This is a genomic window from Pseudomonas nitroreducens TX1 (genome assembly GCF_000313755.1).
In the GTDB taxonomy this organism is placed as follows: Bacteria; Pseudomonadota; Gammaproteobacteria; order Pseudomonadales; family Pseudomonadaceae; genus Pseudomonas; species Pseudomonas nitroreducens_A.
This window is the reverse complement of record NZ_AMZB01000136.1, coordinates 268,053-291,644: the sequence shown is the minus strand read 5'-3', so window position 1 is coordinate 291,644 and position 23,592 is coordinate 268,053. Positions and strand designations below refer to the sequence as shown.

Genomic DNA, 23,592 nt, shown 5'->3' with positions numbered 1-23,592 from the left:
TGCGGAGCGTCACGCTGACGCTCCGGCTCTTTAACAGTGAGACTTGCCCATGACCCTGAAGACCATCGAAGGTACCTTCATCGCCCCCAAAGGCCGCTTCGCCCTGGTGGTTGGCCGCTTCAACAGCTTCGTGGTGGAAAGCCTGGTGGAAGGCGCCATCGATGCGCTGGTGCGCCATGGCGTCGCCCAGAGCGACATCACCGTGATCCGCGCTCCGGGCGCCTTCGAAATCCCGCTGGTGGCGCAGAAAGTTGCCCAGCGCGGCGAATTCGACGCCATCATCGCCCTCGGCGCGGTGATCCGCGGCGGCACCCCGCACTTCGAGTACGTAGCCGGTGAGTGCACCAAGGGTCTGGCGCAGGTTTCCCTGCAGTTCGGCGTGCCGGTCGCCTTCGGCGTGCTGACGGTCGACTCCATCGAACAAGCCATCGAGCGCTCCGGCACCAAGGCCGGCAACAAAGGCGCCGAGGCTGCCCTGTCCGCCCTGGAAATGGTGAGCCTGCTGTCGCAGCTGGAGGCCAAGTGAGCACCCAGGACGGCAACACTCCGGACAACAAGCCCGCAAAGCCTGCCAAGCCGAACAAGATCGCCATGCGTCGCAAGGCCCGCAGCCTTGCGGTGCAGGCCCTGTATTCCTGGCAGATGGCTGGCCAGCCGCTCAATGAGATCGAGGCGACCTTCCGTACCGACAACGATTTCAGCGATGTCGATGGCGCCTACTTCCACGAGATCCTGCACGGCGTGCCGCGCCTGAAGAGCGACCTGGACGAGGAGTTCACGCCCTGCCTGGACCGCGCGCTGGAAGAGATCGACCCGGTGGAGCTGGCCATCCTGCGCCTGGCCACCTACGAGCTGCGTAACCGACTGGACGTGCCGTACAAGGTCGTCATCAACGAAGGCATCGAGCTGGCCAAGACCTTCGGCGCCACCGACGGACACAAGTTCGTCAACGGCGTGCTGGACAAGCTCGCTCCGCGCCTGCGGGCAGCCGAACTGCGCGGCGCCAAGCGCTGAGACCCTGTCCATGCTCCTACTGCGAGACCGTGATCGGAACTCATGCGCTGCTCGGAATCCTCATTTATGGTTCATAAACTCCGGTTCCTGCGCTGCTCTTCGTTCCGCTGACGGCCTCTCGCTACAGAGCCTGGACCGGTTCTGAGCATGGGTGAGTTCGAGCTGATCCGTCGCTACTTCGCCTCGGCCGCCTGTGCGGCCGGCGGCGAGGCAGTGGCATTGGGGATCGGCGACGACTGCGCGCTCCTCGCGCCCCGGGCCGGCGAACAGCTGGCGATATCCACCGATACGCTCGTCGTCGGTGTGCATTTCCCTACCGTCTGCGATCCCTTCCTGCTCGGCCAGCGGGCCCTGGCGGTGTCTGCCAGCGATCTGGCGGCCATGGGCGCATCGCCCATCGGCTTCACCCTTGCCCTGACCCTGCCCGAGGCCGACCCGGCCTGGCTGGAAGGTTTCGCCCGTGGTTTGAACCAGAAGGCGCAGGAATGCACGCTGGCGCTGATCGGCGGCGACACCACCCGTGGGCCGCTGGCGATGACCGTCACCGTATTCGGTGGCGTGCCTGCCGGACAGGCGCTGACCCGCGCCGGTGCGCGGCCGGGCGACCTGCTCTGTGTCGGCGGGCCGCTGGGCGAGGCCGGCGGGGCGTTGCCGCTGGTGCTGGGTGAGCTTTCGGCCGAGCCGGCCATTGCCGAGCCGCTGCTGGCGCGCTACTGGTCGCCGCAGCCGCAGCTGGACTTCGGACAGGCGCTGCGTGGCAAGGCCACGGCGGCGCTGGATATTTCCGACGGGCTGCTTGCCGACTGCGGACACATCGCCCGCGCTTCGGGCGTGGCGCTCGTCGTCGAGGCCGACAGACTGCCCTCCAGCCCGGAGCTGGAAGCCCTGCTGGGGCCCCAGCGCGCTTTGCAGCTCAAACTGGGCGCCGGCGACGACTATGTGCTGGCCTTCACCCTGCCGCCCGAGCACCTGCCGGCACTTTCCGCGAACTGGCCAGCATTGTGTGTGGTCGGTAGGGTGGAAGCCGGTTCCGGCGTCCGCGTGCTCGATGCTGCCGGCGCCGACATCACGCCGCGTCAGGGCGGCTACCTGCATTTCATGGAGTGACCGTGACAGAACACCCCAACCAGGCCCCGGCCCAACCCGTACCCCATTCGGTGTGGAGCAATCCCTGGCACTTCCTGGCCTTCGGCTTCGGCTCGGGTACCCTGCCCAAGGCGCCGGGCACCTGGGGTTCGCTGGTTGCGCTACCCTTCATTCCGCTCTGGCAGATGCTGCCGGACTGGGGCTACTGGCTGATGCTGGGCGTCACCATGCTGTTCGGCTTCTGGCTTTGCGGCAAGGTCGCCGACGACCTGCGTGTACACGATCACGAGGGCATCGTCTGGGACGAGATGGTCGGCATGTGGATCACCCTCTGGCTGGTGCCGGAGGGATGGTGGTGGCTTGTGGTCGGCTTCGTGGTGTTCCGCATCGTCGACATTGCCAAGCCCTGGCCGATCAGCTGGGTCGACCGCAACGTCCACGGCGGCGTCGGCATCATGCTGGACGACGTGCTGGCCGGCGTCTTTGCCTGGCTGGTCATGCAAGGCCTGACATGGGGTTGGGCTCACTGGCTGATCTGAGGAAGATCGATGCGCCCACTGCTGTGCCTGCTTTTGTGCCTGTGCTGGCTGCCGGCGACATCCCTGCCGTCGGCCCTGGCTGCCGACACGACTGCGCAAGCGTATGCCAGGGCTCCCAGGGACATCCGCGTCGTCAGCGAAGTCTGGGTCAACTACACCCAGGCCGATGGTCGTGGCCTGGCCTGGGATCTGCTGCGGGCCATCTACGAGCCGGAGGGTGTGCGCCTGAACCTGCGCAGCGAGCCCTATGTGCGTTCGGTCGGGCTGGTGCAGCGCGGCGAGGCGGATGCCTGGGTCGGCTCCTACCGCAACGAAATCGAACACATCCTCTATCCGCACTGGCCGTATGATGTCGACCCCATCGGCGCACTGGGCCTGAAGACTTCTCCCGCACCCTCGCTCGCCACGCTGGATCGCTACCGCCTGGCATGGATGCGCGGATACGCCTTCGACCGCTACCTGGACCCTCTCAAACAGCGCAACGAACTGCAGCGGCGCAGCTCGGCGTTGCCGATGCTCGATGGCCACCGTATCGACTACTTCATCGATGCACGGCCTGAGCTGGAAGAGATGATCCAGGCCCAGGGCGTCGACGCCAGCGAGTACCGCATCACCGATGTCGGCTCGATTCCTCTGTATCTTGGCTTCGCCAACAACGAACGTGGGCGGGCGTTGGCGAAGCTCTATGATTCACGCATGCAGGCGCTGTATCGCAGCGGCGAGCTGGAGCGTATCTTCGCTCGCTGGAATTGGCCCTACGCCCCGCTGAAACCTCTGTTGCCGCCCAAGGAGTGATCGCCATGCGCCTGTTCGCCCTGATCTGCCTGTCTCTGTGTTCCGTCGCTGCAGTGGCGGCGCCCCAGATCCGGGTGGTAGGCCTGTTCCCGGGGGCCGCGGTGCTCAATATCGACGGCCAGCGCAAGCTGGTGAAGGTCGGCCAGACCGGCCCCGAAGGCGTGCAGGTAGTCAGCGCCGACAGCCACAAGGCGGTACTGCGCGTCGGCGGCGTCGAGCAGACTTATGAGCTGAGTCGCGAGTACAGCGGAGCCGGCTATGCCGCGCCCTCGGCCCGTACCGAGATGGGCATCGCCCGTGGTACTGGCGGGCATTACTGGGTGGCCGGCACCATCAACAACCAGAACGCGCAGTTCCTGGTGGATACCGGCGCCACCTCGGTCGCCATGAACGAAGGCCAGGCCCGTCGCCTGGGCATCGATTACCGCGCCAGCGGCACGCCGATGATGGCTTCCACCGCCAGTGGCACGGCCAAGGGCTGGCGGGTCACGCTCAACAGCGTGAAGCTGGGCGGGGTCGAGGTGCTGGGCGTCGAGGCCGTGGTGCTCGAAGGCGACTTCCCCACCGAGATCCTGCTGGGCATGAGCTATCTCAACCGCGTTGGCTGGCGGGAAGACCAGGGCATGATGTACATCCAGGCCAAGCACTGATCGTGCGGTTTCTATCAAAAGCATCGATGCTTATCTTGCAGAATTCGCAATGACGGTGCGGCCGGCGCTGCTGTTACAATGCCGGTCTTCCTTCCTTAGACAAATCTTTCAGGAGTTTCCGGTGTCTGTCGTTTTCGTCGCCGCCTCCAAGCTGCCCACCCCCTTCGGCGAATTCACCATGCATGGCTTCCTCGACGAGGAAACCGGCAAGGAACACGTCGCCCTGACCATGGGCAAGCTCGACGACGGCCAGCCGGCGCTGGGGCGTCTGCATTCCGAATGCCTCACGGGCGACGCGCTGTTCAGCTTGCGCTGCGACTGCGGATTCCAGCTCGAGGGCGCATTGTCGGCCATCGCCAAGGAAGGCCGCGGCGTCCTGCTGTACCTGCGTCAGGAAGGCCGTGGCATCGGCCTCCTTAACAAGATCCGCGCCTACGCCCTGCAGGACGAAGGCGCCGACACCGTGGAAGCCAACCTGGCCCTGGGCTTTGGCGCCGACCAGCGTGACTACGCCATGTGCCTGCCGATGCTCCAGCATCTGGGCGTCTGCTCGCTGCGGCTGATGACCAACAACCCGCGCAAGGTGAAGGCGCTGGAAGGCTACGGCCTGACCGTTGCCGAGCGCGTGCCGCTGCACAAGGGCCTGAACCCGCACAACAAGCGTTACCTGCAGACCAAGGCAGGCAAGCTGGGCCACATGCTGGGCAACATGCACCAGGGCGAAGCCGAGGCCGAGGCATCCGCTTCGTGAATCGCGCCGCTGCCCGGCGCCGGCTGAACCTGCTCTGGTGGTTGCTGCTGGCGCTCGCGCTGGCGCCGCAGCACCTGATGCTGGCGCTGATGGGGGAGGCACCCGGGCCCGAATCGCTGGCCACGCCGGTGTTTGTCGTCGGGTTGCTGTCGATGTTCCTCACCCTGCCGTTGTTCCGTCGCTACAAGCACGCGCTGATCGCTACCGGCAAGGCTCGCGATGGCGCGGACGAGCCTGCGGCCTGGCAGGCACTGGGCGCCGCTCAGCGCCGTGGTGCGCTGGTGGGTAGCATTCCGGCCTGGATCGGTGCCCTGGCGGTGCTGGTCGATCTGCATGGCGTGCCGGTCCTGCTGCTGGGCTTCGCCAGCCTGGTCATACTCTGGCTGTACCGTCTGCCGCGCCAACTGGCCTGATGCGCCGCTTTCTTTGCCTGCTCCTGCTGCTCGCCGGCCTGCCCGCCGCGGCAGCGGAGCGGGTGGTCAGCCTGGCGCCCTCGCTCACCGACATGGTCCTCGAACTGGGCGCCGCCGACCGGCTGGCCGGCCTGCTCGATGGCGGGCCGCGTCCGCAGTCGCTGCAAGGCCTGCCGTCCGTCGGCCGCTACGGCCAGGTCAATCTCGAACAGATTCTCGCCCTGCAGCCCGACCTGCTGCTGGTCTGGCCCGGTGCCGTGTCCGAAGCGCAGCTGCAGCGCCTGAAGGCCGTGGGCATGCCGGTCTATGTGGCCGATCCACACCGTCTGGAGGATATCTCCCGGCAGTTTCGTGAGCTGGGGGAGCGCCTGGGGCGGGCCGAGAAGGGGCGTGAACTGGCGGAAGCCTTCGATACGCGCATGGCGCAGTTGCGGGCGCAGTACCGGCGCGAGCAGCCGCTGCGGGTGTTCTATCAGGTTTGGGATCGCCCGCTGTATACCGTCGGTGGCCGGCAGATCATCAGCGAGGCGCTGGAAGTCTGCGGGGGGCGAAACCTGTTTGCCGATCTCGACCTGCCCGCGCCGCAGGTCGGCCAGGAGGCCGTGCTGGCGCGCGATCCCCAGGTGATCCTGGCGGCCAGCGAAGACCAACTGCATGGCTGGACCGGCATGCAGCAACTCAGCGCCACGCGGCTCAAGCAGCTCTGGGTGGTGCCGGATCGCAACCTGGAGAAGCCGAGCTTCGCGATGCTCGAGGCTACCGGGAAGCTCTGTCGGATGCTTGCCGGGGCCAGGGCCAACGACTGAGCTGGCCGGGGTTCGCGAGCAAGCTCGCTCCTACAGATAACCGAAAACGCCGGAGTGGCTCTTCGTAGGAGCGAGCTTGCTCGCGAACAGCCATGCACAGGCGCTTCCCGCACGGCGCGATCCCCGTAGGGCGCACAACCCGGAACGGAGTATCCGCCAACGCGGCGGATAACGCCGTAGGCGTTATGCGCCCTACGGGGAACTACCGGATCAGAAGCCTTCCAGCACGATCTTGCCCTTGGCCGTATTGCTCTCCAGCAGTGCGTGGGCGCGGCGCAGGTTGGCGGCGTCGATCCTGCCGAAGTGTTCGCCCAGGGTGGTCTTCAGCACGCCGCTGTCGATCAGGCCGGCCACGCGTTGCAGCAGTTTGTGCTGCTCGATCATGTCGTCGGTCTGGAACATCGAGCGGGTGTACATGAACTCCCAGTGCAGCGACAGGCTCTTCTGCTTGAGCAGGCGCACGTCGAGGTTTTCCGGGTCGTCGATCAGCGCCAGGCGGCCTTGCGGTCGCAGGCTGGCGACGATCTCGGCCAGGTGCTGTTCGGTCTGGTTCAGGCTGGCCACGTGGGTAACTTCGCCGATGCCGATGCGTTTGAGCTCTTCGCTCAGCGGCTTGCGGTGATCGATCACATGGTGCGCGCCGAGGTGGCGCACCCATTCCTGGGTTTCCGGGCGCGAGGCGGTGCCGATCACGGTCATGCCGGTGAGCTGGCGCGCCAGCTGGGTGAGGATCGAGCCAACGCCGCCGGCGGCGCCGACGATCAGCAGGCTCTGGCCCTTGCTGGCGTTGCCCTCGGCCACCTGCAGGCGGTCGAACAGCAGCTCCCAGGCGGTAATGGTGGTCAGCGGCAGGGCGGCGGCATGGGCGAAGTCGAGGCTCTGCGGCATGTGGCCGACGATGCGCTCGTCCACCAACTGCAGTTCAGCGTTGCTGCCGGGGCGGGTCAGGTCGCCGGCGTACCAGACCTTGTCGCCCGGCTTGAACAGGCTGACTTCGCTGCCCACCGCGCGGACCACGCCGGCGGCATCCCAGCCGAGCACCTTGTACTGGCCTTCGGCAGGCTGGGCGCGCTGGCGCACCTTGGTGTCCACCGGGTTGACGGAAATGGCGCGCACTTCCACCAGCAGGTCGCGCGGGCCGGGCGTGGGGTCGGGCAGCTGGATGTCAAGCAGGGAATGGGCGTCGCTGCTGGGCAGGCTCTGGGTGTAGCCGATGGCTTTCATGGGGGGTCCTATTCGTTTTGAACGATCAGTCGATGCGGTTCATCAGGCGGATGTCGAGTTCCGCCAGGTCAGGTTCGGCGGCCTTCACGAAGGCCTGGAAGTGCGGGCTGGCCTCGTGCTCGGCCAGGGCTTCCTCGTCGCGCCACTGCTCGATCATGTAGATCAGCTCGGCGTCCTTGATATCGCGGTGCAGGTCGTACTGCAGGCAGCCGGCCTCGGCACGGGATGGCGCGAGCATGCCGTGCAGGCGCTCCTGCAGGCTGTCGGCGCGGCCGGGCTTGGCGCGAATGATGGCGATCAGGGTCAGGCTCATCCGGGTATCTCCAGATTGGTGGGGCAGGTGCATTGAACGTGAAGGCATGCTGCTCTCTTTCGCCGTGAAGAAAAACCGCGTAAGTAGAGAGTCTCTTTCAAAGGAATTTTGAAAATGCTGCGTTTCGACGACCTGCAGATTTTCGTCCGCACCGCCGAGCGCGGCAGCCTCTCCGCCGCCGCCCGCGAGCTGGAACTGTCGCCGGCGGTGGCCAGCGCGGCGCTCAAGCGCCTGGAAAGCGAGCTGGATGTGCGCCTGTTCGCCCGCTCTACCCGCAGCCTGCGCCTGACCGCCGAGGGCGAGCTGTATCTGGCCCATGCCCGTGCCGCGCTGCAGAGCCTGGACGACGGCCGCCAGTTGCTGGCCGGCGGCAAGAGCGAGATCGCTGGCAACTTCCAGGTTTCGGCGCCTTCGGACTTCGGTCGCAACGTGCTGTTGCCCTGGCTCGACGAGTTCCAGATGCTGCACCCGCGGATGAACCTGCGCCTGCTGATCAGCGACCGCCAGGCCGACCTCTACCGGCAGCCGGTGGACGTCGCCTTCCGCCTCGGCCTGCCGGGCGATTCGAATCTGGTGGCGCTGCCGCTGGCCCCGGATAACCGCCGGGTGCTCTGTGGCGCTCCGGACTACTTTGCCCGCCATGGCAAGCCGGCGCACCCGGACGAGTTGCAGAAACACAATTGCCTGCTGTACATGCTGGGCGGGCGCGCCCACGAGCGCTGGCGTTTCAGTGATAGCCGCAAGCAGCACGAAGTGACGGTGCGCGGCGATCGCCTTTGCGACGATGCCGATGTGGTGCGGCGCTGGGCCGTGGCGGGGCAGGGGCTGGTCTACAAGTCCTGGCTGGACGTGGCGGCCGACGTGCGCGCCGGCCGGCTGGAAGTGGCGCTGGCGGACTACCTGGGCGAAGCCACGCCGATGAACCTGTTCTGCACCCACCGCGCCCAGCTCAGCCAGGCGGTGACCCAGTTGCGCGAGTTCGTCCAGTTGCGCTGCGCCGAACTGATGCGCAAGCGCCCTTGGGCTTGAGTCAGAGCGGCGTGTAGCGGTGGATCGCCGCCGACAGGCCCCAGGCGCTGGCCACTGCCAGCAGCACCATCGCCGTGGGCAGCAGGCTCCACCAGATGCGTGGCGCAAGGGCTGGCAGCTCGATGCGGCGCTGGCTCATCCACAGGCTGGCAGCGCACACCGAAGCGCCGAGCAGGGCGCCGGCCACGATATCGCTGGGCCAGTGCGCCCCGAGGTAGACCCGCGACAGCGCGATGGTCGCGGCGGGGATCACCGCCAGCAGCATCCAGGTCAGGCGCACGCGCGGGGATTTCTCCCGGCTGGCCAGCACGCCGAGTACCAAAAAGAATGCGAAGGACGCCGAGCTGTGCCCGCTGGGCATGCTGAAGGCAGACAGCGGGTCGGCGATCACTTCCGGCCGTGCGCGGCTGAACAGGTGTTTGAGGGTGGTGTTGAGCAGCGCGGTGCCGACCATGGTGCCGGCGGCGAAGAGCGCGTGGCGCCACAGTCGCAGCGCGGCCAGCAGCACCGCCAGCAGCGCGCCGGCGATGAACTGGGTGCGGAAGTCGCCGACCCGGGTGACGGCCACCATCACGTCGTCCAGCCAGGTTTGGCGGTGTTCCTGCACCAGCGCCATCAGGCCCTTGTCGAGGGCGTCCAGGTAGGGCCAGCCGATCAGCATGGCGGCCAGCAGGGCGAAGCAGCCAATGGCACCGATCAGCGGGGCGTTGCGCTCCTTGCGCAGCTCAGCGTGAATGATCAGCGCAAAGACCGCGGCGATACAGGCGGCCACGACGCCGGCCTCGGGCCAGAAGCCTTCCGGCAACGGCAGGCGCATCGCCGCGCCCGTGGCCCAACCCGGCACCAGGTAGGCGACGGACCAGCCGGCGGCGGCGATCACTGAAACGCCGAGGAAGCGGCCGAAGGGCATGTCCAGCATGCCGGCAACCATGGGCAGGAAGGGCCGCAGTGCACCGATGAAACGGCCCACCAGCAGGCTGGCGACACCGTAGCGGTGGAAGAAGCCTTCTGCGCTGGCGATCCATTCAGGATGATGGCGCAGCACCGGCAGGCGGCGGATGTCCTGGTGGAAGTGACGGCCGATCCAGTATGAGGAGAGATCGCCCAGCAGCCCGCCGAAGAATGCGAGCGCCAGGGTTTCACCGAGCCCGAGGGCACCGCTGCCGGCGAGTACGGCAATGGCGAAGAGCATCACGACGCCCGGCAGGAGGATGCCGATGATGGCGGCGCATTCAAGGAAGGCGACCAGGAACAGGACCAGGGCGAGCCATTGCGGGTGGGTGGCCATCCAGGTGTTGAAGGCGGCGAGATCGATCATCGGATGGAGTCGTCCTGAGGTCCTAGCAGGTGGTAGTCACGTCCTTCGACCTGTCCGCGGCGCATGGGGTTGCGTGTGCAGAAGGGAGCGAAGGCGGCGTCGACGAAACGGTATGGCAGGTATTCGTCGCGGCCGTGGGGAATGCCCAGGCGCGCGGCCTGGATGATTTGCGAGGGCGTCTCGTCGAGGTCGTCGACGAACAGCCGCTGCGGGTCGAAACGCTGGGCGTCCCAGTCCGGCACCTTCAGGCCCATCGAGCGGCAAAGCAAGGTCTGGCCGGCGCACAGCTTGCCCAGTGCGCGCTCGCTGCCGTCCGCGGCGGGGTTGAGCTGGCGCATGCAGGCCAGTGCGGCATCGCCGGAAATGCGGTCCAGCCACGGGTGGCCGGACTTGATCAGCACCGCATTGCCCGGGCCGCCGGCGCTGAAGTTCAGCGAGTCGCCGCCACGGGCGTAGTACATATAGATGTGCCCGCCATCGAGGAACAGCGCCTTGCGCTTCTCGGTATAGCCCAGCGAGGCGTGGCTGCCTTTTTCGGCCAGGTAATAGGCCTCGGTCTCGATGATCCGCGCGGACAGCCACAGGTCGCCGACCCGGTGGCGGATCACCTTGCCCAGCAGTTGGCGGGCAACAGTAAGGGCGTCGCGGTTGAAGAAGGCGTCCGGCAGCGGGTTGGCGCCAGGCCAGGGCAAACTTAGGTTGGGTTCGGCAGACATTGGATTGTCGCGGTTCTCGGGCCGGTCTTAGGCTGGGGAATCATAACAACAAGAATCTTAAGCATGGCTGAACGGATCCGGGCCGACAGCGCCCACATCACCCCCAGTGCGCACTACACCGGTTACGTCTGGTATCGGCACCAACTGGCCGACCCGGCCTTCGCCACCGCCTTCGGCCGCTGGGTGCATGGCTGCGTGGCGCCGATCAACTGGGGCGCTCGGATCGGCTTCGGGCTGAATATCGAAGACTTCCTGCTGCAACGTCACCTGCTGATCGATGCGCGGCTGACCCAGGCCATCGAACTGCGCAGTGTGACCCAGGTGGTGGAGATCGCTTGCGGGTTGTCGCCCCGTGGCCGGCGCTTTCGCGAGCGCTATCCGCAGCTGACCTACCTTGAAGCCGACTTGCCGCCAATGGCCGCGCGCAAGTCCGCGCTGCTGCAGGAACAGGGCTGGCTGGACGGCAAGCACCGCGTCCGGGCTGTGGATATCCTCGCCGAACAGGGCGAGCAGTGCCTGGCGGCGTTGCTGTCCGAACTGGACCCGGATCGCCCTGTGGCGGTGATCACCGAAGGACTGGTGAATTACTTCCAGCGCCCGGTGATCGAGGGATTCTGGCGGCGCCTGTGCGCGGCGCTGCGGGCGTTTCCCGACGCGACCTACCTGACCGAGCTGTATCCCGACCTGCGCGAACACCCACGCTACCGGCAGATCCGCTGGGGCGTCGGGTTGATCGGTCGGCTGACGCGGGGCGGTTATCCACTGCATTACCGCAGTGCGGCGGAGATCGAGGAGGCGTTCATCGGTTGCGGGTTTGGCCGGGTGGGTGTGCTCGATCCGCAGGTGGATGGCGTGGGGCTGGGCTTGCCGGAAGGGCGGATGCCGAGTCTGGTGCGGGTGATCGAGGCGCGGGTTTGATTCGATATCTTTGTAGGTTCGGAGTGGGGATTGCCCTCTCCCTAGCCCTCTCCCTGAAGGGAGAGGGGACTGTCCTCAGCCGCTTGTGGCAGGGGAGTCCCCATGAAGTAACCGGCTGACGCCAGAGTCCCCAGCCTCGCCGAACGGCTCCCTCTCCCTTCAGGGAGAGGGCAGGGGAGAGGGAAGCAGCTCGAGCGCGGGGACATCATCGCTCAGTCAATCAAGCCGCACACGCCCCCTGCTGCATCGGCACCACCAGCGCCGCCAGCGCCGCGCTGGCCTGTGGGTCGCCGTGGGCGAAGATGAAGGCCAGGCCGTCGTCGCCGTAGCGCAGCGGCAGGATATCCAGCTCCGGCAGCCCGGCGGCGCTCAATTTCCAGCCGCGCGCGGGGCGATCCATCGGCAACTCGACGCGGATCAATCCGCCAAAGTACCCCAGTTCCGCCAACTCGCAGTGCCACTCGCCACCTTCACCGTTGCTCAGCACGGCGCGTGTGTCTGCCGGCGCCAGGCGCGGCTCGAAGCGGCGCTCCAGATGCAGCAGTTGCTGGCGCTGGAAGCGCGTGCTACCGGCGGCGCTGCGCGGCAGCGCTTCGCCACGCAGGAAGGGGTTGTAGAGGCGGGCGCAGGCGTCGCGGCGTTCGAACTGGGCCAGGTGATCGGCGTTGTGGATCAGCGCGAACTCGGCGTCCGCGCAGGCGTGGGCGAATTCGGCGTGCTCCCAGGGTTGGGTGAAGTGGTCGTACTCGCCTGCCAGCACCAGGGTCGGGCACTGCGGGTGGCGGTCGAAACCGCCGAAGGCCAGCAGGCGCTGGCTGTTCTGCCGGTAGCGTTCGATCTCCGCCGGGGTCAGGCGCTGCAATTGGCGCAGCAGGGCTTTGCGGAACACCGGGGAAACACCGGTGTCGGCCAGCCGCAGCGGGTTGATCAGTCCGGTCAGCACGCCGTGTGCGAAAGGCGCCTGCTCGCCCAGTTCCAGGCGCGCCAGGGCTTCCACCAGCAGCGCGCGGGCGCCGGGACGGCCGAAGGCGGTGATGCCGGCCAGCAGCAGGCGGCCGCAGCGCGCCGGATGGCGGGCGGCGAACAGCGCGGCCAGGGCCGAGCCGTAGGACAGCCCAATGGGCATCAGCGGCGGCAGTTGCAACGTTTCGGCGAACGCGGCGATCAGGTCGGCCAGGTCCTCCAGGCTCAGCTGCGGCGCCAGTTGCAGGTTGCCGCCCTGGCTGGGCAGGTCGAGCAGGATCACCGGGTGCCCGGCGAGCAGCTCCGAGACCTCGCTGGCGAAAGAGCGGAAGCTCTGGAATGCGCCACCCAGCAGCAGGACGGGCGGGCGAGTGTCATCTTCCCGGGAGGAGAAGGCCTGGTAGTGCAGTTGCCAACCGTCCAGTTCCAGCACCGCCGGGGCGGCGGTCAGGGACTGGGCGCTGTAATCGGTGCGATAGCGCATGGCAGTTCTCCGGCGGTGGGCCGCCTCTTGTTGTTCTTCCCTGGCCTGAGTCCCTGACATGCGAGCACTGCGGGGGCAATTAGCCATGCTTGCAAAGTAACCAGCCGATACGAATTTGGTTACCCAACCTTCGGGGGGGCGGAGGGGGCGGCGGGAGCCGTGGATGTCACCGTTTCACCGATGGGGCGGGGCGCGGAGGCGGCTAAGCGTTACGTGCGGCGCGTCGCTGACCGGCCGGCTGCTGTGGCTGGCCGCTGAGGGGGCGCTCCCGCTATACTTGCGCATTTCCCTCACGCAGACGCGTTTGATCATGACCGAGTCCGTTCTCGACTATATGAGCCGCCTGGGCCGCGCCGCCCGTGAAGCGTCGCGCGTGGTCGCGCGCGCCACGACCGCGCAGAAGAACCAAGCCCTGCTGGCCGCAGCCGATGCCCTGGACGCCGCCCGCGCCCAGTTGACCGAAGCCAACGAACAGGATCTGGCCAATGGCCGTGCCAATGGTCTGGAGCCAGCCATGCTCGACCGCCTGGCCCTGACCCCGGCGCGCATCGACGACATGATCGAAGGTCTGCGCCAGGTCGCCACGCTGCCGGATCCCATCGGCGAGATCCGCGACATGCGCTACGTGCCTTCCGGCATCCAGCTGGGCAAGATGCGCGTGCCCCTGGGGGTGGTGGGCATCATCTACGAGTCGCGTCCGAACGTGACCATCGACGCCGCCAGCCTGTGCCTGAAGTCGGGCAACGCGACCATCCTGCGCGGCGGTTCCGAGGCGATCCACTCCAACCAGGCGATTGCCGCGTGCATCCAGAAGGGCCTGGCCGCAGCCGGCCTGCCCGCCAGCGTCGTGCAAGTGGTGGAAACCACCGACCGCGCAGCCGTGGGGGCGCTGATCACCATGCCCGAATACGTCGACGTTATCGTTCCGCGCGGTGGCAAGGGCCTGATCGAACGCATCAGCCGCGACGCCAAGGTGCCGGTGATCAAGCACCTGGACGGCATCTGCCATGTCTATATCGACGTCGCTGCCGACCTGGACAAGGCCATCCGCGTCGCCGACAACGCCAAGACCCAGCGCTACGCGCCGTGCAACACCATGGAGACGTTGCTGGTGCACGCCGGCATCGCCGACCGCGTGCTGCCGCCGCTGGCTGCCATCTATCGCGACAAGGGCGTGGAATTGCGTGGCGATGCCGCCACCCGCGCGCTGCTGGGCGCCGACGTGCTGGAAGCCACCGAGGAAGACTGGCGCACCGAGTACAACGCGCCGATCCTGTCGATCCGCATCGTCGACGGCCTCGACGCCGCCATCGAGCACATCAACACCTATGGCTCGCAGCACACCGACGCGATCATCACCGAGAACTTCACCGATGCTCGCCGCTTCCTCACCGAAGTGGACTCGGCCTCGGTCATGGTCAACGCCTCGACTCGCTTCGCTGACGGCTTCGAGTACGGCCTGGGCGCGGAGATCGGTATTTCCACCGACAAGCTGCACGCCCGCGGCCCGGTCGGCCTGGAAGGCCTGACCAGCGAGAAATACGTGGTGTTCGGCGACGGGCACGTGCGGACCTGATGAACAAGGCGACTTTCCGTCGGGTCGGCCTGTTCGGCGGCACCTTCGACCCGGTGCACATCGGCCACCTGCGCAGTGCGCTGGAGATGGCCGAGCAGTTCGAATTCGACGAGTTGCGCCTGATCCCCAACTTCCGCCCGCCGCACCGCGACACGCCCCAGGTGAAACCTGCGCAGCGGCTGGCGATGGTCGAGCTGGCAGTAGCCGGCGTAGACCCGCTGGTGGTCGACGACCGCGAGCTGAAGCGTGACAAACCCTCCTACACCATCGACACCCTGGAGTCGCTGCGTGAGGAGCTGGATGTGCAGGACCAGTTGTTCCTGCTGGTCGGCTGGGACGCATTCTGCGGCCTGCCGACCTGGCATCGCTGGGAAGAGTTGCTGGAGCACTGTCATATCGTCGTGCTGCAGCGCCCGGATGCCGACAGCGAGCCGCCGGAAGACCTGCGCGACCTGCTGGCGGCGCGCAGTGTTGCCGACCCGAAGGCGATGACCGGCCCTGCCGGGCAGATCACCTTCGTCTGGCAGACGCCGCTGGCTGTATCCGCCACCCAGATCCGCCAACTCCTGTCGCAGGGGCGCTCGGTGCGCTACCTGGTGCCGGATGCGGTATTGAACTATATCGAGGCGCACGGCCTGTACCAGGCGCCCCACTGAACAAGTCAGAGAGTCATACATGCAAACCGAACAACTGGTCGAACTGACCATCGCTGCCCTGGAAGATCTCAAGGCGCAGGACATCGTCGTCATCGACGTGCGCGAGAAGACCAGCATCACCGATACCATGGTCATCGCCACCGGTGCCTCCAGCCGTCAGGTCAAGTCGCTGGCCGACAACGTCCTGGAAAAGGTCAAGGAACAGGGCGTGCGCCCCATCGGCAGCGAAGGCCAGGAAGGCGGCGAGTGGGTCCTGATCGACCTCGCCAACGTCGTGGTCCACGTCATGCAACCGGCCACCCGCCAGTTCTACGATCTGGAGCGCCTGTGGCAGGGCGCCGAGCAGAGCCGCGCCTCGCACAGCGCCGAGTAAGCCAGCCGTGCGTCTGCGTCTGATCGCGGTCGGCTCGCGCATGCCGCGCTGGGTGGAAGAGGCCTGGGCGGAGTACGTCAAGCGCTTGCCCTCGGAGCTGTCCTTGGAGCTGGTGGAAATCCCGCTGAACACGCGCGGCAAGAATGCCGACGTGGCGCGGCTGATCCGCCAGGAAGGCGAGGCCATGCTGGGCAAGGTCCAGCCGGGGGAACGCATCGTCACCCTGGAAGTCGAAGGCAAGCCCTGGAGCACCCCGCAGCTCGCGCAGGAACTCGACCGCTGGCGCCTGGACGCGCGCACCGTGAACCTCATGGTCGGCGGGCCGGAAGGCCTGGCGCCGGAGGTCTGCGCGCGCAGCGAACAGCGCTGGTCGCTGTCGCCGCTGACCCTGCCGCACCCGCTGGTGCGGATCCTGGTCGGCGAGCAGATCTACCGCGCCTGGACGGTCCTGTCCGGGCACCCCTACCACAAGTAGTCGTAGCCGTTTTCGATGCCGCAGCCGATACAGCTCAAGGACCATGAGAAGGACGCCCGTCAGGTCCGCGCCCGCGTCATCGTCGGCGGGGTGGCGATCTTCCTGCTCGCCCTGGTGCTGGTGGCGCGCATGTATCACCTGCAGGTGACGCAGTACGACTACCACTCGACGCTGTCGGAAAACAACCGCGTCCACGTGCAGCCGATTCCGCCCAATCGTGGGCTGATCTTCGACCGCAACGGGGTGATCATCGCCGACAACCGTCCCAGCTTCAGCCTGACCATCACCCGCGAGCGCACCGAGAACCTGCAGGAAACGCTCAAGACCCTGGTGGATATCCTCGGCCTCACCGAGGAAGACAAGGCCATCTTCGAGAAGCGCATGAAGCAGGGGCGCCGGCCGTTCGAGCCGGTGCCGATCATGTTCGAGCTCTCGGAAGAGCAGATCGCCCGAATCGCAGTGAACCAGTACCGCCTCAACGGCGTCGACGTGGCCGCGCAGTTCGTCCGGCACTACCCGCTGGGCGAGCACTTCGCCCACTCGGTCGGCTATGTCGGGCGGATCAACGAGTCGGAGCTGAAGAAGCTCGATCCGGTGGCCTATTCGGGCACCCACCACATCGGCAAGACCGGCGTGGAGAAGTTCTACGAGGACGCGCTTCACGGCACCGTGGGTTACGAGGAAGTCGAGACCAACGCCCGTGGCCGCGTCCTGCGCGTGCTCAAGCGAACCGAGCCGGTCTCCGGCCGCGACATCGTGCTGAGTATCGACAGCAAGCTGCAGGCTGCCGCCGAAGCGGCGCTGGCGGGCCGGCGCGGCGCCATCGTGGCGATCCAGCCGTCCACCGGCGACGTGCTGGCGATGGTCAGCCAGCCGAGCTACGACCCCAACCTGTTCGTCACCGGCATCAGCTTCAGGGACTACGCGGCCCTGCGCGACTCCGAGGACCGCCCGCTTTACAACCGTGTACTGCGCGGCTTGTACCCGCCGGGCTCGACGGTGAAGCCGGCGGTGGCCATCGCCGGCCTTGACGCCGGGGTGGTGACGCCCACCAGCCGCGTGTTCGACCCCGGGTTCTATCAGTTGCCGAACTACGATCACAAGTACCGCAACTGGAACCGCACGGGTGATGGCTGGGTGACCCTGGAGACCGCGATCATGCGCTCCAACGACACCTACTTCTACGACCTGGCGCATAAGCTGGGGATCGACCGCCTGCACGACTACATGAGCGAATTCGGCTTCGGCCAGCGCGTCGCCCTGGACATGTACGGCGAGGCCGAAGGCTTGATGCCGTCGCGCCAGTGGAAGCGCGCCCTGCGCCGGCAGGCCTGGTTCCCGGGCGAGACCCTGATTCTCGGTATCGGCCAGGGCTATATGCAGGCTACGCCGTTGCAACTGGCGCAGATGACCGCGCTGCTGGCCAACAAGGGTAAGTGGATTCGTCCGCACCTGGCCAAGACCATCGATGGCAAGCCGCCGGTCGACGAGGACCCGATGCCCGATATCGTGCTCAAGGACCCGAACAACTGGAACCTGGTGGACTACGGCATGCAGCAGGTGGTCCATGGGGCTCGCGGTACCGCGCACAAGGTCGGCGCCACTGCCGTCTACCGCATCGCCGGCAAGTCCGGTACCGCACAGGTCGTCGCGATCAAGCAGGGCGAGAAGTACAACCGCTCCAAGCTGCTCGAACGCCACCGCGACCACGCCCTTTTCGTCGGCTTCGCCCCGGCGGACAACCCGCAGATCGCCGTGGCGGTGATGGTGGAGAATGGCGAGTCCGGCTCCGGCGTCGCCGCTCCCGTGCTCAAGGCCGTGACCGACGCCTGGCTGCTCGACGAGACCGGCAAGCTCAAGCCCGAATACGCACCGCAGGCCACGGCGGAGGCGCCCAAGCCATGACCATGAACGGTAATTTCGACCGCACGCTGTCCAGCGAAGACGTGATGAAGCGGCGATCCAGCCTGCTGCAGCGCCTGCACATCGACGGCCTGTTGCTCCTGCTGCTGCTGACCCTAGGCTCGGTCGGCCTGTTCGTCCTGTATTCCGCCAGCGGCAAGAGCTGGGACCTGCTGATCAAGCAGGCTTCGTCCTTTGGCATGGGCCTGGGCGCGATGTTCGTGCTGGCGCAGATCGAACCGCGCTTCCTCGCTCGCTGGGTGCCGCTGGGCTACCTGATCGGCGTGGCGCTTCTGGTGGTGGTCGACGTCATGGGCCACAACGCCATGGGCGCGACCCGCTGGATCAACATTCCAGGGGTGATCCGCTTCCAGCCGGCGGAATTCATGAAGCTGCTGATGCCCATGACCATTGCCTGGTACCTCTCCAAACGTTCGCTGCCGCCCGGCTTCAAGCACAGCGTGGTGGGGCTGGCGCTGATCGTGGTGCCCTTCGTGCTGATCCTCAAGCAGCCGGACTTGGGCACCGCGATGCTGGTACTGGCTTCCGGCGCCTTTGTACTGTTCGTCGGCGGCCTGCGCTGGCGCTGGATCATCATGGCGGTGTCGGCTGCCGTGCCGGTGGCCGTGGGCATGTGGTACTTCGTCATGCACGACTATCAGAAGCAACGCGTGCTGACCTTCCTCGACCCGGAAAGCGACCCGCTGGGCAGCGGCTGGAACATCATCCAGTCCAAGGCCGCCATCGGCTCGGGCGGGGTGTTCGGCAAGGGCTGGCTGCTGGGTACGCAGTCCCATCTGGAATTTTTGCCCGAAAGCCACACGGACTTTATCATTGCCGTACTCGGCGAAGAGTTCGGCCTGGTCGGCGTGTGCCTGCTGCTGGTGCTGTACCTGCTGGTGATCTACCGGGGGCTGGTGATCACGGCGCAGGCGCAGACGCTGTTCGGCAAACTGCTCGCTGGCAGCATCACCATGACCTTCTTCGTGTATGTGTTCGTCAACATTGGTATGGTCAGCGGATTGTTGCCAGTGGTGGGGGTACCGCTGCCCTTCATTAGTTACGGCGGAACTTCGCTGGTGACCCTGATGTCAGGGTTCGGCGTTTTGATGTCGATCCACACCCACCGGAAGTGGATCGCCCAGGTTTGATGACAAGAGTGAAGAAAGGAATGCAAGTACTGCGCGCCTGGGCTGCCAGGGGGGTGCATTGGGTCGGAATCGCGGGGGCGATCGGCATGTCCGGCGCCGCTGGTGCGGGCGACTACGATGGTTCGCCCCAGGTCGCCGAGTTCGTCAGCGAGATGACCCGTGACTACGGCTTCGCCGGCGAACAGCTCATGGGCCTCTTCCACGACGTGGAGCGCAAGCAGTCCATCCTCGATGCCATCTCCCGCCCGGCCGAACGGGTGAAGACCTGGAAGGAATACCGTCCGATCTTCGTCACTGACGCGCGCATCAGCCGGGGAGTGGACTTCTGGAACCAGAACGCCGAGGCCCTGGCCCGCGCCGAGCAGGAATACGGCGTGCCGGCGCAGTACATCGTCTCCATCATTGGCGTGGAGACCTTCTTCGGCCGCAACACCGGCAACTTCAAGGTGATGGACGCGCTGTCCACCCTGGGCTTCGACTACCCGCCGCGCGCCGACTTCTTCCGCAAGGAACTCAAGCAGTTCCTGCTGCTGGCCCGCGAGCAGCAGGTCGACCCGCTCAGCCTGACCGGCTCCTATGCCGGCGCCATGGGCCTGCCGCAGTTCATGCCGAGCAGCTTCCGCGCCTACGCCGTGGACTTCGACGGCGACGGCCACATCAATATCTGGAGCGACCCCACCGATGCCATCGGCAGTGTCGCCAACTACTTCAAGCAGCACGGCTGGCACACCGGCGAGCCGGTGGTGTCGCAGGCGGAAATCGGCACCTCCACCGCCGAGGGCGCGCTCACCCAGGGGCTGGAACCGCAGATGAACCTCGGTCAGCTACGCTCCCAGGGCTGGCGCACCCATGACGTGATCCGCGACGACCTGATGGTGACCGCCATGCGGCTGGAGGGGGCGCAGGGCACCGAATACTGGGTCGGCCTGCCGAACTTCTACGTGATCACCCGTTACAACCGCAGCGCCATGTATGCCATGGCGGTGCATCAGCTGGCCGGCGAGATCGCCAAGGCGCGAGGTGTCCATTGAGCAAGCGAATCGCAAGTCCCGGCCTCTGGTCGCTGGCCGCCTGCGTTGGCCTGAGCACCCTGTTCCTCGCCAGCTGTACGGGCAACCGCGCGCCGCAGCCCCAGCCGCAGGTCAGCAGCGGCATTTCCGGGCCCTACGACTACAACCGCCCGCACCGCGATGGCGCGCCCTGGTGGGACGTGGACGTTTCGCGCATTCCGGATGCCGTGCCGATGCCGCACAACGGGCCGTTCAAGAACAACCCCTACACCGTGCTGGGCAAGACCTACTATCCGCTGAACAACGCCAACACCTACAGCGTTGTCGGCACCGCCTCCTGGTACGGCACCAAGTTCCACGGCCAGGCCACCGCCAACGGCGAGCAGTACGATCTGTACGGCATGACCGCCGCGCACAAGACCCTGCCGCTACCCAGCTATGTGCGCGTGACCAACCTCGACAACGGCAAGAGCGTCATCGTTCGCGTCAACGACCGTGGCCCGTTCTACTCGGACCGGGTGATCGACCTGTCCTTCGCCGCCGCCAAGAAGCTCGGCTACGCCGAGACCGGCACTGCCCACGTGAAGGTCGAGGGTATCGACCCCGACCGCTGGTGGGCCTCCCAGGGCAAGCAGCCGCCGATGATCATGGCGCTGCCGAAGATGGCCTCGCAGCCCGCTGCGCAGCCGCAGGCGGTCGCCATGGCCCAGCCGATCGAAACCTACACGCCGCCGCCGGCGCAGCACGCCGCGCCGGTGGCGCCGGTGCAGATCGACTCAAAAAAAAACGCTTCATTACCAGCCGATGGCCTGTATCTCCAGGTGGGTGCCTTCGCCAACCCGGACGCTGCGGAGCTTCTCAAGGAGAAGGTCGGCGGCCTGACGGGGGCGAAATCCTTTATCAGCTCGGTCGTGGTCAACCAGCAGACCTTGTACCGGGTACGCCTGGGGCCGATCGGAACGCAGGATGAAGCAAGCAGGATGCAGGACAGCATCCGCGTGGCCAACCTTGGCCAACCCAAGCTCGTGCGCCTGGACTGAGATTCCACCGCACGCGCTGCAGCGGCCCGTCAGAGGTCGCAGCACCGAGTTCCCCCCCAGGGGATTGTTTGACCATTAGTGAACCCCAGAGAGACGGATGAACATCTTCAACTTCGCCAAACGCCTGTCCTTGCTCGTGCTGTTCAGCGCCCCCGTGGCCAGCTGGGCAGCTGAAGTCGTTCCCGCCGCCCCGCAGCTCGCGGCCAAGGCCTGGGTGCTGATGGACGGCGCCAGCGGCAACATCCTGGTCGAGAACGCCGGCGACGAGCGCCTGCCGCCCGCCAGCCTGACCAAGCTGATGACCGCCTACATCGCCACCAAGGAAATCGAAGGCGGCCGCATCGCCGAATCCGACCTGGTCACCGTCAGCGAACACGCCTGGCGTACCGGCGGCTCGCGCATGTTCATCAAGGTCGGCTCCCAGGTCTCGGTGAGCGACCTGCTGCACGGCATCATCATCCAGTCGGGCAACGACGCCTCCGTCGCCCTGGCCGAGCACATCGCCGGCAGCGAAGACGCCTTCGCCGACATGATGAACACCACCGCGCAGAAGCTGGGCATGACCAACTCCCACTTCATGGATGCCACCGGCCTGCCCAACCCGGACCACTACTCGTCCGCCAAGGACATGGCCGTCCTGGCTCGCGCCATCATCTACGGCGAGCCGACCCACTACGCCATCTACGCGCAGAAAGAGTTCTTCTGGAACAACATCAAGCAGCCCAACCGCAACCTGCTGCTGTGGCGCGACAAGACCGTCGACGGCTTGAAGACCGGCCACACCGACGAAGCCGGCTACTGCCTGGTGGCCTCCGCCGTGCGCGACGGCCAGCGCATGATCGCCGTGGTGTTCGGCACCAACAGCGAACAGGCCCGCGCCGCCGAGACCCAGAAGCTGCTGACCTACGGCTTCCGCTTCTTCGAATCGCAGACCTTCTACAAGAAGGGCGCCGAGCTGACCAAGGCCATGGTCTGGAAAGGTTCCGAGCACGAAGTCAAAGCCGGCCTGTCCGAAGACCTGACCATGACCGTGCCGCGCGGCCAGCTCAAGCAGCTGCAGGCCAACATGGTGGTTGAGCCCAACCTGGTCGCGCCGATCCAGCAGGGCCAGGTCATCGGCAAGGTCGAGGTCAAGCTGGGTGACAAGGTCGTCCGCACCTCCGACCTGGTCGCCCTGAACGCTGTGGAAGAAGGTGGCTTCTTCCGCCGTATCTGGGACAGCCTGCGCATGTTCTTCTACGGTCTGTTCAACTGACCGCTCGTCCCGACCTTGCACTTTTGTATACAAGGCCCGGATTGACCCGCCCGCGCAGTCGCAAACTCGGGTAAAATGCCCGCCTGCGACTGCCCGGTCCCTCCAGTGGCCCGGCAGCCGTCGTCCGATCCACCCGGAGCGCCCCGATCCCGGACGCTCATGCGGAGGCGGGCCACCCGCCCGCGAGAGCCATGACTGATACCCCTGATTCTGTCGATACCACAGAACAACCCGCGCCGAAGATCGAGTTTCCCTGCGAACGCTATCCGATCAAGGTCATCGGCGATGCCGGCGAAGGATTCTCCGATCTGGTCATCGAAGTCATCCAGCGCCATGCGCCGGAACTCGACATCACCACCCTGGTCACCCGTGACAGCCGCAACGGCCGCTTCCTGTCCGTGCAGGTGCTGATCACCGCCACCGGCGTCGACCAACTGCAGAACATCCATAAAGACCTGCGCGCCACCGGTCGCGTCCACATGGTGCTCTGATGGGCGAAACGCTGGGCTTTCGTGAGCTGGGTATCCTCCCTTACGAGCCGACCTGGCACGCCATGCAGCGCTTCACCGCCGAGCGCGAAGCCGCTACGCCCGATGAGGTCTGGCTGCTCGAGCACGAGCGCGTATTCACCCAGGGCCAGGCCGGCAAGGCCGAGCACGTGCTGTTCCCCGGCGACATTCCGGTCGTCCAGGTCGACCGCGGCGGCCAGGTGACCTACCACGGCCCCGGCCAGCTTGTGGCTTATCTATTGCTCGATGTGCGCCGCTCCGGCATTGGCGTCCGTGACCTTGTCTCACGCATCGAGCAGAGCCTTATCGGCCTGCTGAGCAGCTACGGCGTCACCGCTGTGTCCAAACCTGACGCTCCGGGCGTCTATGTAGACGGCGCGAAGATCGCATCCCTTGGCCTGCGCATCCGCAACGGCCGCTCCTTCCATGGCCTGGCGCTGAACGTGGACATGGATCTGGAACCCTTTCGACGCATCAATCCCTGCGGTTACGCAGGCATGGCCATGACCCAGCTGCGAGAGCTGGCGGGCCCCATCGCATTGGCCGATGTGCGCGAGCGCCTGCGTGGCGAACTCGTCGAACGCCTTGGCTACGCGGCACAGAAGACCCTAACGGGCGGGATCTAA

The 23,592-nt window shown here is 66.3% G+C and carries 27 protein-coding genes; 22 read left to right on the top strand and 5 right to left on the bottom strand.

The features are described 5' to 3' along the window. Positions 1-49: 49 nt before the first annotated feature. The 9 genes from ribE to C167_RS0129000 all read left to right on the top strand — a co-directional run bounded on the left by ribE (position 50) and on the right by C167_RS0129000 (position 6,054). Positions 50-526, top strand: a complete 477-nt coding sequence (gene ribE, locus C167_RS0129040) for a 6,7-dimethyl-8-ribityllumazine synthase (protein ID WP_015475395.1) — start codon at positions 50-52, stop codon at positions 524-526. Next, positions 523-1,014 carry a transcription antitermination factor NusB gene (gene nusB / locus C167_RS0129035; RefSeq protein ID WP_017521844.1) on the top strand — a complete coding sequence of 164 codons (492 nt, stop codon included), beginning with the start codon at positions 523-525 and terminating at the stop codon, positions 1,012-1,014. Before ribE ends, nusB begins: the two co-directional genes overlap by 4 nt. A gap of 147 nt (positions 1,015-1,161) precedes the next feature. After that, entirely contained in the window at positions 1,162-2,121 is a 960-nt protein-coding gene (gene thiL, locus C167_RS0129030; RefSeq protein WP_017521843.1) for a thiamine-phosphate kinase, read from the top strand. Between the two features lie 2 nt (positions 2,122-2,123). Then, positions 2,124-2,639 (top strand): phosphatidylglycerophosphatase A, encoded by a 516-nt coding sequence (locus tag C167_RS0129025; protein ID WP_017521842.1) that lies wholly within the window; start codon positions 2,124-2,126, stop codon positions 2,637-2,639. 9 nt (positions 2,640-2,648) lie between these two features. After that, a complete protein-coding gene (locus C167_RS0129020) occupies positions 2,649-3,434 on the top strand; it encodes a substrate-binding periplasmic protein (RefSeq protein ID WP_017521841.1) in 786 nt (261 codons plus the stop codon). 5 nt (positions 3,435-3,439) lie between these two features. After that, positions 3,440-4,084, top strand: coding sequence for a retropepsin-like aspartic protease family protein (locus tag C167_RS0129015; protein ID WP_017521840.1), 645 nt, complete (start codon positions 3,440-3,442; stop codon positions 4,082-4,084). A gap of 121 nt (positions 4,085-4,205) precedes the next feature. Then, a complete protein-coding gene (gene ribA / locus C167_RS0129010; protein ID WP_017521839.1) occupies positions 4,206-4,835 on the top strand; it encodes a GTP cyclohydrolase II in 630 nt (209 codons plus the stop codon). Next, positions 4,832-5,248: a hypothetical protein gene (locus C167_RS0129005; protein WP_017521838.1), complete on the top strand. Its 417-nt coding sequence runs from the start codon at positions 4,832-4,834 to the stop codon at positions 5,246-5,248. The genes ribA and C167_RS0129005 overlap by 4 nt, the downstream gene beginning before the upstream one ends. Then, on the top strand, positions 5,248-6,054 hold the full coding sequence (locus tag C167_RS0129000) for a cobalamin-binding protein (protein ID WP_017521837.1): 807 nt from the start codon (positions 5,248-5,250) through the stop codon (positions 6,052-6,054). Before C167_RS0129005 ends, C167_RS0129000 begins: the two co-directional genes overlap by 1 nt. Positions 6,055-6,264: 210 nt before the next feature. Here the strand turns inward: C167_RS0129000 and C167_RS0128995 are convergent, their stop codons facing one another. Together C167_RS0128995 and C167_RS0128990 are read right to left on the bottom strand one after the other, a co-directional pair. Beyond that, positions 6,265-7,278 carry a zinc-binding alcohol dehydrogenase family protein gene (locus C167_RS0128995; protein WP_017521836.1) on the bottom strand — a complete coding sequence of 338 codons (1,014 nt, stop codon included), beginning with the start codon at positions 7,276-7,278 and terminating at the stop codon, positions 6,265-6,267. A gap of 25 nt (positions 7,279-7,303) precedes the next feature. After that, positions 7,304-7,591, bottom strand: a complete 288-nt coding sequence (locus C167_RS0128990; protein ID WP_017521835.1) for a putative quinol monooxygenase — start codon at positions 7,589-7,591, stop codon at positions 7,304-7,306. Between the two features lie 114 nt (positions 7,592-7,705). Between C167_RS0128990 and C167_RS0128985 the strand changes: the two genes are divergently transcribed. Beyond that, positions 7,706-8,620 carry a LysR family transcriptional regulator gene (locus C167_RS0128985; RefSeq protein ID WP_017521834.1) on the top strand — a complete coding sequence of 305 codons (915 nt, stop codon included), beginning with the start codon at positions 7,706-7,708 and terminating at the stop codon, positions 8,618-8,620. 1 nt (position 8,621) lies between these two features. On the opposite strand, the gene C167_RS0128980 is transcribed toward C167_RS0128985, so the two are convergent. Together C167_RS0128980 and C167_RS0128975 are read right to left on the bottom strand one after the other, a co-directional pair. After that, positions 8,622-9,938: a bifunctional DedA family/phosphatase PAP2 family protein gene (locus C167_RS0128980; RefSeq protein ID WP_017521833.1), complete on the bottom strand. Its 1,317-nt coding sequence runs from the start codon at positions 9,936-9,938 to the stop codon at positions 8,622-8,624. After that, the gene (locus C167_RS0128975; RefSeq protein ID WP_017521832.1) at positions 9,935-10,654 is read right to left on the bottom strand and encodes a DNA-3-methyladenine glycosylase; all 720 of its coding nucleotides are present in this window, start codon (positions 10,652-10,654) and stop codon (positions 9,935-9,937) included. The genes C167_RS0128980 and C167_RS0128975 overlap by 4 nt, the downstream gene beginning before the upstream one ends. Positions 10,655-10,717: 63 nt before the next feature. Between C167_RS0128975 and C167_RS0128970 the strand changes: the two genes are divergently transcribed. Then, positions 10,718-11,572 carry a class I SAM-dependent methyltransferase gene (locus tag C167_RS0128970; RefSeq protein ID WP_017521831.1) on the top strand — a complete coding sequence of 285 codons (855 nt, stop codon included), beginning with the start codon at positions 10,718-10,720 and terminating at the stop codon, positions 11,570-11,572. A 220-nt stretch (positions 11,573-11,792) separates the two neighbouring features. Here the strand turns inward: C167_RS0128970 and C167_RS0128965 are convergent, their stop codons facing one another. Further along, complete coding sequence (locus tag C167_RS0128965) at positions 11,793-13,019, bottom strand: alpha/beta fold hydrolase (protein ID WP_017521830.1); 1,227 nt, start codon at positions 13,017-13,019, stop codon at positions 11,793-11,795. A gap of 310 nt (positions 13,020-13,329) precedes the next feature. Here C167_RS0128965 and C167_RS0128960 point away from each other — a divergent pair, with 310 nt between their 5' ends. From C167_RS0128960 to lipB, 11 genes are all read left to right on the top strand, one after another. Then, entirely contained in the window at positions 13,330-14,595 is a 1,266-nt protein-coding gene (locus tag C167_RS0128960; protein ID WP_017521829.1) for a glutamate-5-semialdehyde dehydrogenase, read from the top strand. Further along, positions 14,595-15,251, top strand: a complete 657-nt coding sequence (gene nadD, locus C167_RS0128955) for a nicotinate-nucleotide adenylyltransferase (protein ID WP_017521828.1) — start codon at positions 14,595-14,597, stop codon at positions 15,249-15,251. The genes C167_RS0128960 and nadD overlap by 1 nt, the downstream gene beginning before the upstream one ends. A 19-nt stretch (positions 15,252-15,270) precedes the next feature. Next, on the top strand, positions 15,271-15,624 hold the full coding sequence (rsfS, locus tag C167_RS0128950; RefSeq protein WP_017521827.1) for a ribosome silencing factor: 354 nt from the start codon (positions 15,271-15,273) through the stop codon (positions 15,622-15,624). A gap of 7 nt (positions 15,625-15,631) precedes the next feature. Then, the gene (gene rlmH / locus C167_RS0128945) at positions 15,632-16,099 is read left to right on the top strand and encodes a 23S rRNA (pseudouridine(1915)-N(3))-methyltransferase RlmH (protein WP_017521826.1); all 468 of its coding nucleotides are present in this window, start codon (positions 15,632-15,634) and stop codon (positions 16,097-16,099) included. A gap of 15 nt (positions 16,100-16,114) precedes the next feature. After that, positions 16,115-18,004: a penicillin-binding protein 2 gene (gene mrdA, locus C167_RS0128940; protein WP_017521825.1), complete on the top strand. Its 1,890-nt coding sequence runs from the start codon at positions 16,115-16,117 to the stop codon at positions 18,002-18,004. Positions 18,005-18,048: 44 nt separating this feature from the next. Next, entirely contained in the window at positions 18,049-19,152 is a 1,104-nt protein-coding gene (gene rodA / locus C167_RS0128935) for a rod shape-determining protein RodA (RefSeq protein ID WP_085988880.1), read from the top strand. 8 nt (positions 19,153-19,160) lie between these two features. Continuing rightward, positions 19,161-20,183, top strand: coding sequence for a lytic murein transglycosylase B (mltB, locus tag C167_RS0128930; RefSeq protein WP_085988875.1), 1,023 nt, complete (start codon positions 19,161-19,163; stop codon positions 20,181-20,183). After that, the gene (locus C167_RS0128925) at positions 20,180-21,202 is read left to right on the top strand and encodes a septal ring lytic transglycosylase RlpA family protein (RefSeq protein ID WP_017521822.1); all 1,023 of its coding nucleotides are present in this window, start codon (positions 20,180-20,182) and stop codon (positions 21,200-21,202) included. Before mltB ends, C167_RS0128925 begins: the two co-directional genes overlap by 4 nt. 97 nt (positions 21,203-21,299) lie before the next feature. Continuing rightward, the gene (locus C167_RS0128920) at positions 21,300-22,457 is read left to right on the top strand and encodes a D-alanyl-D-alanine carboxypeptidase family protein (RefSeq protein ID WP_017521821.1); all 1,158 of its coding nucleotides are present in this window, start codon (positions 21,300-21,302) and stop codon (positions 22,455-22,457) included. A gap of 191 nt (positions 22,458-22,648) precedes the next feature. Continuing rightward, positions 22,649-22,948 (top strand): DUF493 domain-containing protein, encoded by a 300-nt coding sequence (locus C167_RS0128915; protein ID WP_017521820.1) that lies wholly within the window; start codon positions 22,649-22,651, stop codon positions 22,946-22,948. Continuing rightward, a complete protein-coding gene (gene lipB / locus C167_RS0128910; RefSeq protein WP_017521819.1) occupies positions 22,948-23,592 on the top strand; it encodes a lipoyl(octanoyl) transferase LipB in 645 nt (214 codons plus the stop codon). The genes C167_RS0128915 and lipB overlap by 1 nt, the downstream gene beginning before the upstream one ends.

Excerpts from the sequence above, each read along its gene's own strand:
- ribE (WP_015475395.1), top strand. The coding sequence starts at position 50 with ATGACCCTGAAGACCATCGAAGGTACCTTCATCGCCCCCAAAGGCCGC.
- thiL (WP_017521843.1), top strand. The coding sequence starts at position 1,162 with ATGGGTGAGTTCGAGCTGATCCGTCGCTACTTCGCCTCGGCCGCCTGT.
- C167_RS0129020 (WP_017521841.1), top strand. The coding sequence starts at position 2,649 with ATGCGCCCACTGCTGTGCCTGCTTTTGTGCCTGTGCTGGCTGCCGGCG.
- C167_RS0129015 (WP_017521840.1), top strand. The coding sequence starts at position 3,440 with ATGCGCCTGTTCGCCCTGATCTGCCTGTCTCTGTGTTCCGTCGCTGCA.
- C167_RS0129000 (WP_017521837.1), top strand. The coding sequence starts at position 5,248 with ATGCGCCGCTTTCTTTGCCTGCTCCTGCTGCTCGCCGGCCTGCCCGCC.
- C167_RS0128995 (WP_017521836.1), bottom strand. The coding sequence starts at position 7,278 with ATGAAAGCCATCGGCTACACCCAGAGCCTGCCCAGCAGCGACGCCCAT.
- C167_RS0128990 (WP_017521835.1), bottom strand. The coding sequence starts at position 7,591 with ATGAGCCTGACCCTGATCGCCATCATTCGCGCCAAGCCCGGCCGCGCC.
- C167_RS0128985 (WP_017521834.1), top strand. The coding sequence starts at position 7,706 with ATGCTGCGTTTCGACGACCTGCAGATTTTCGTCCGCACCGCCGAGCGC.
- C167_RS0128980 (WP_017521833.1), bottom strand. The coding sequence starts at position 9,938 with ATGATCGATCTCGCCGCCTTCAACACCTGGATGGCCACCCACCCGCAA.
- C167_RS0128975 (WP_017521832.1), bottom strand. The coding sequence starts at position 10,654 with ATGTCTGCCGAACCCAACCTAAGTTTGCCCTGGCCTGGCGCCAACCCG.
- C167_RS0128970 (WP_017521831.1), top strand. The coding sequence starts at position 10,718 with ATGGCTGAACGGATCCGGGCCGACAGCGCCCACATCACCCCCAGTGCG.
- C167_RS0128965 (WP_017521830.1), bottom strand. The coding sequence starts at position 13,019 with ATGCGCTATCGCACCGATTACAGCGCCCAGTCCCTGACCGCCGCCCCG.
- C167_RS0128960 (WP_017521829.1), top strand. The coding sequence starts at position 13,330 with ATGACCGAGTCCGTTCTCGACTATATGAGCCGCCTGGGCCGCGCCGCC.
- nadD (WP_017521828.1), top strand. The coding sequence starts at position 14,595 with ATGAACAAGGCGACTTTCCGTCGGGTCGGCCTGTTCGGCGGCACCTTC.
- rsfS (WP_017521827.1), top strand. The coding sequence starts at position 15,271 with ATGCAAACCGAACAACTGGTCGAACTGACCATCGCTGCCCTGGAAGAT.
- mrdA (WP_017521825.1), top strand. The coding sequence starts at position 16,115 with ATGCCGCAGCCGATACAGCTCAAGGACCATGAGAAGGACGCCCGTCAG.
- rodA (WP_085988880.1), top strand. The coding sequence starts at position 18,049 with ATGAAGCGGCGATCCAGCCTGCTGCAGCGCCTGCACATCGACGGCCTG.
- C167_RS0128920 (WP_017521821.1), top strand. The coding sequence starts at position 21,300 with ATGAACATCTTCAACTTCGCCAAACGCCTGTCCTTGCTCGTGCTGTTC.
- C167_RS0128915 (WP_017521820.1), top strand. The coding sequence starts at position 22,649 with ATGACTGATACCCCTGATTCTGTCGATACCACAGAACAACCCGCGCCG.
- lipB (WP_017521819.1), top strand. The coding sequence starts at position 22,948 with ATGGGCGAAACGCTGGGCTTTCGTGAGCTGGGTATCCTCCCTTACGAG.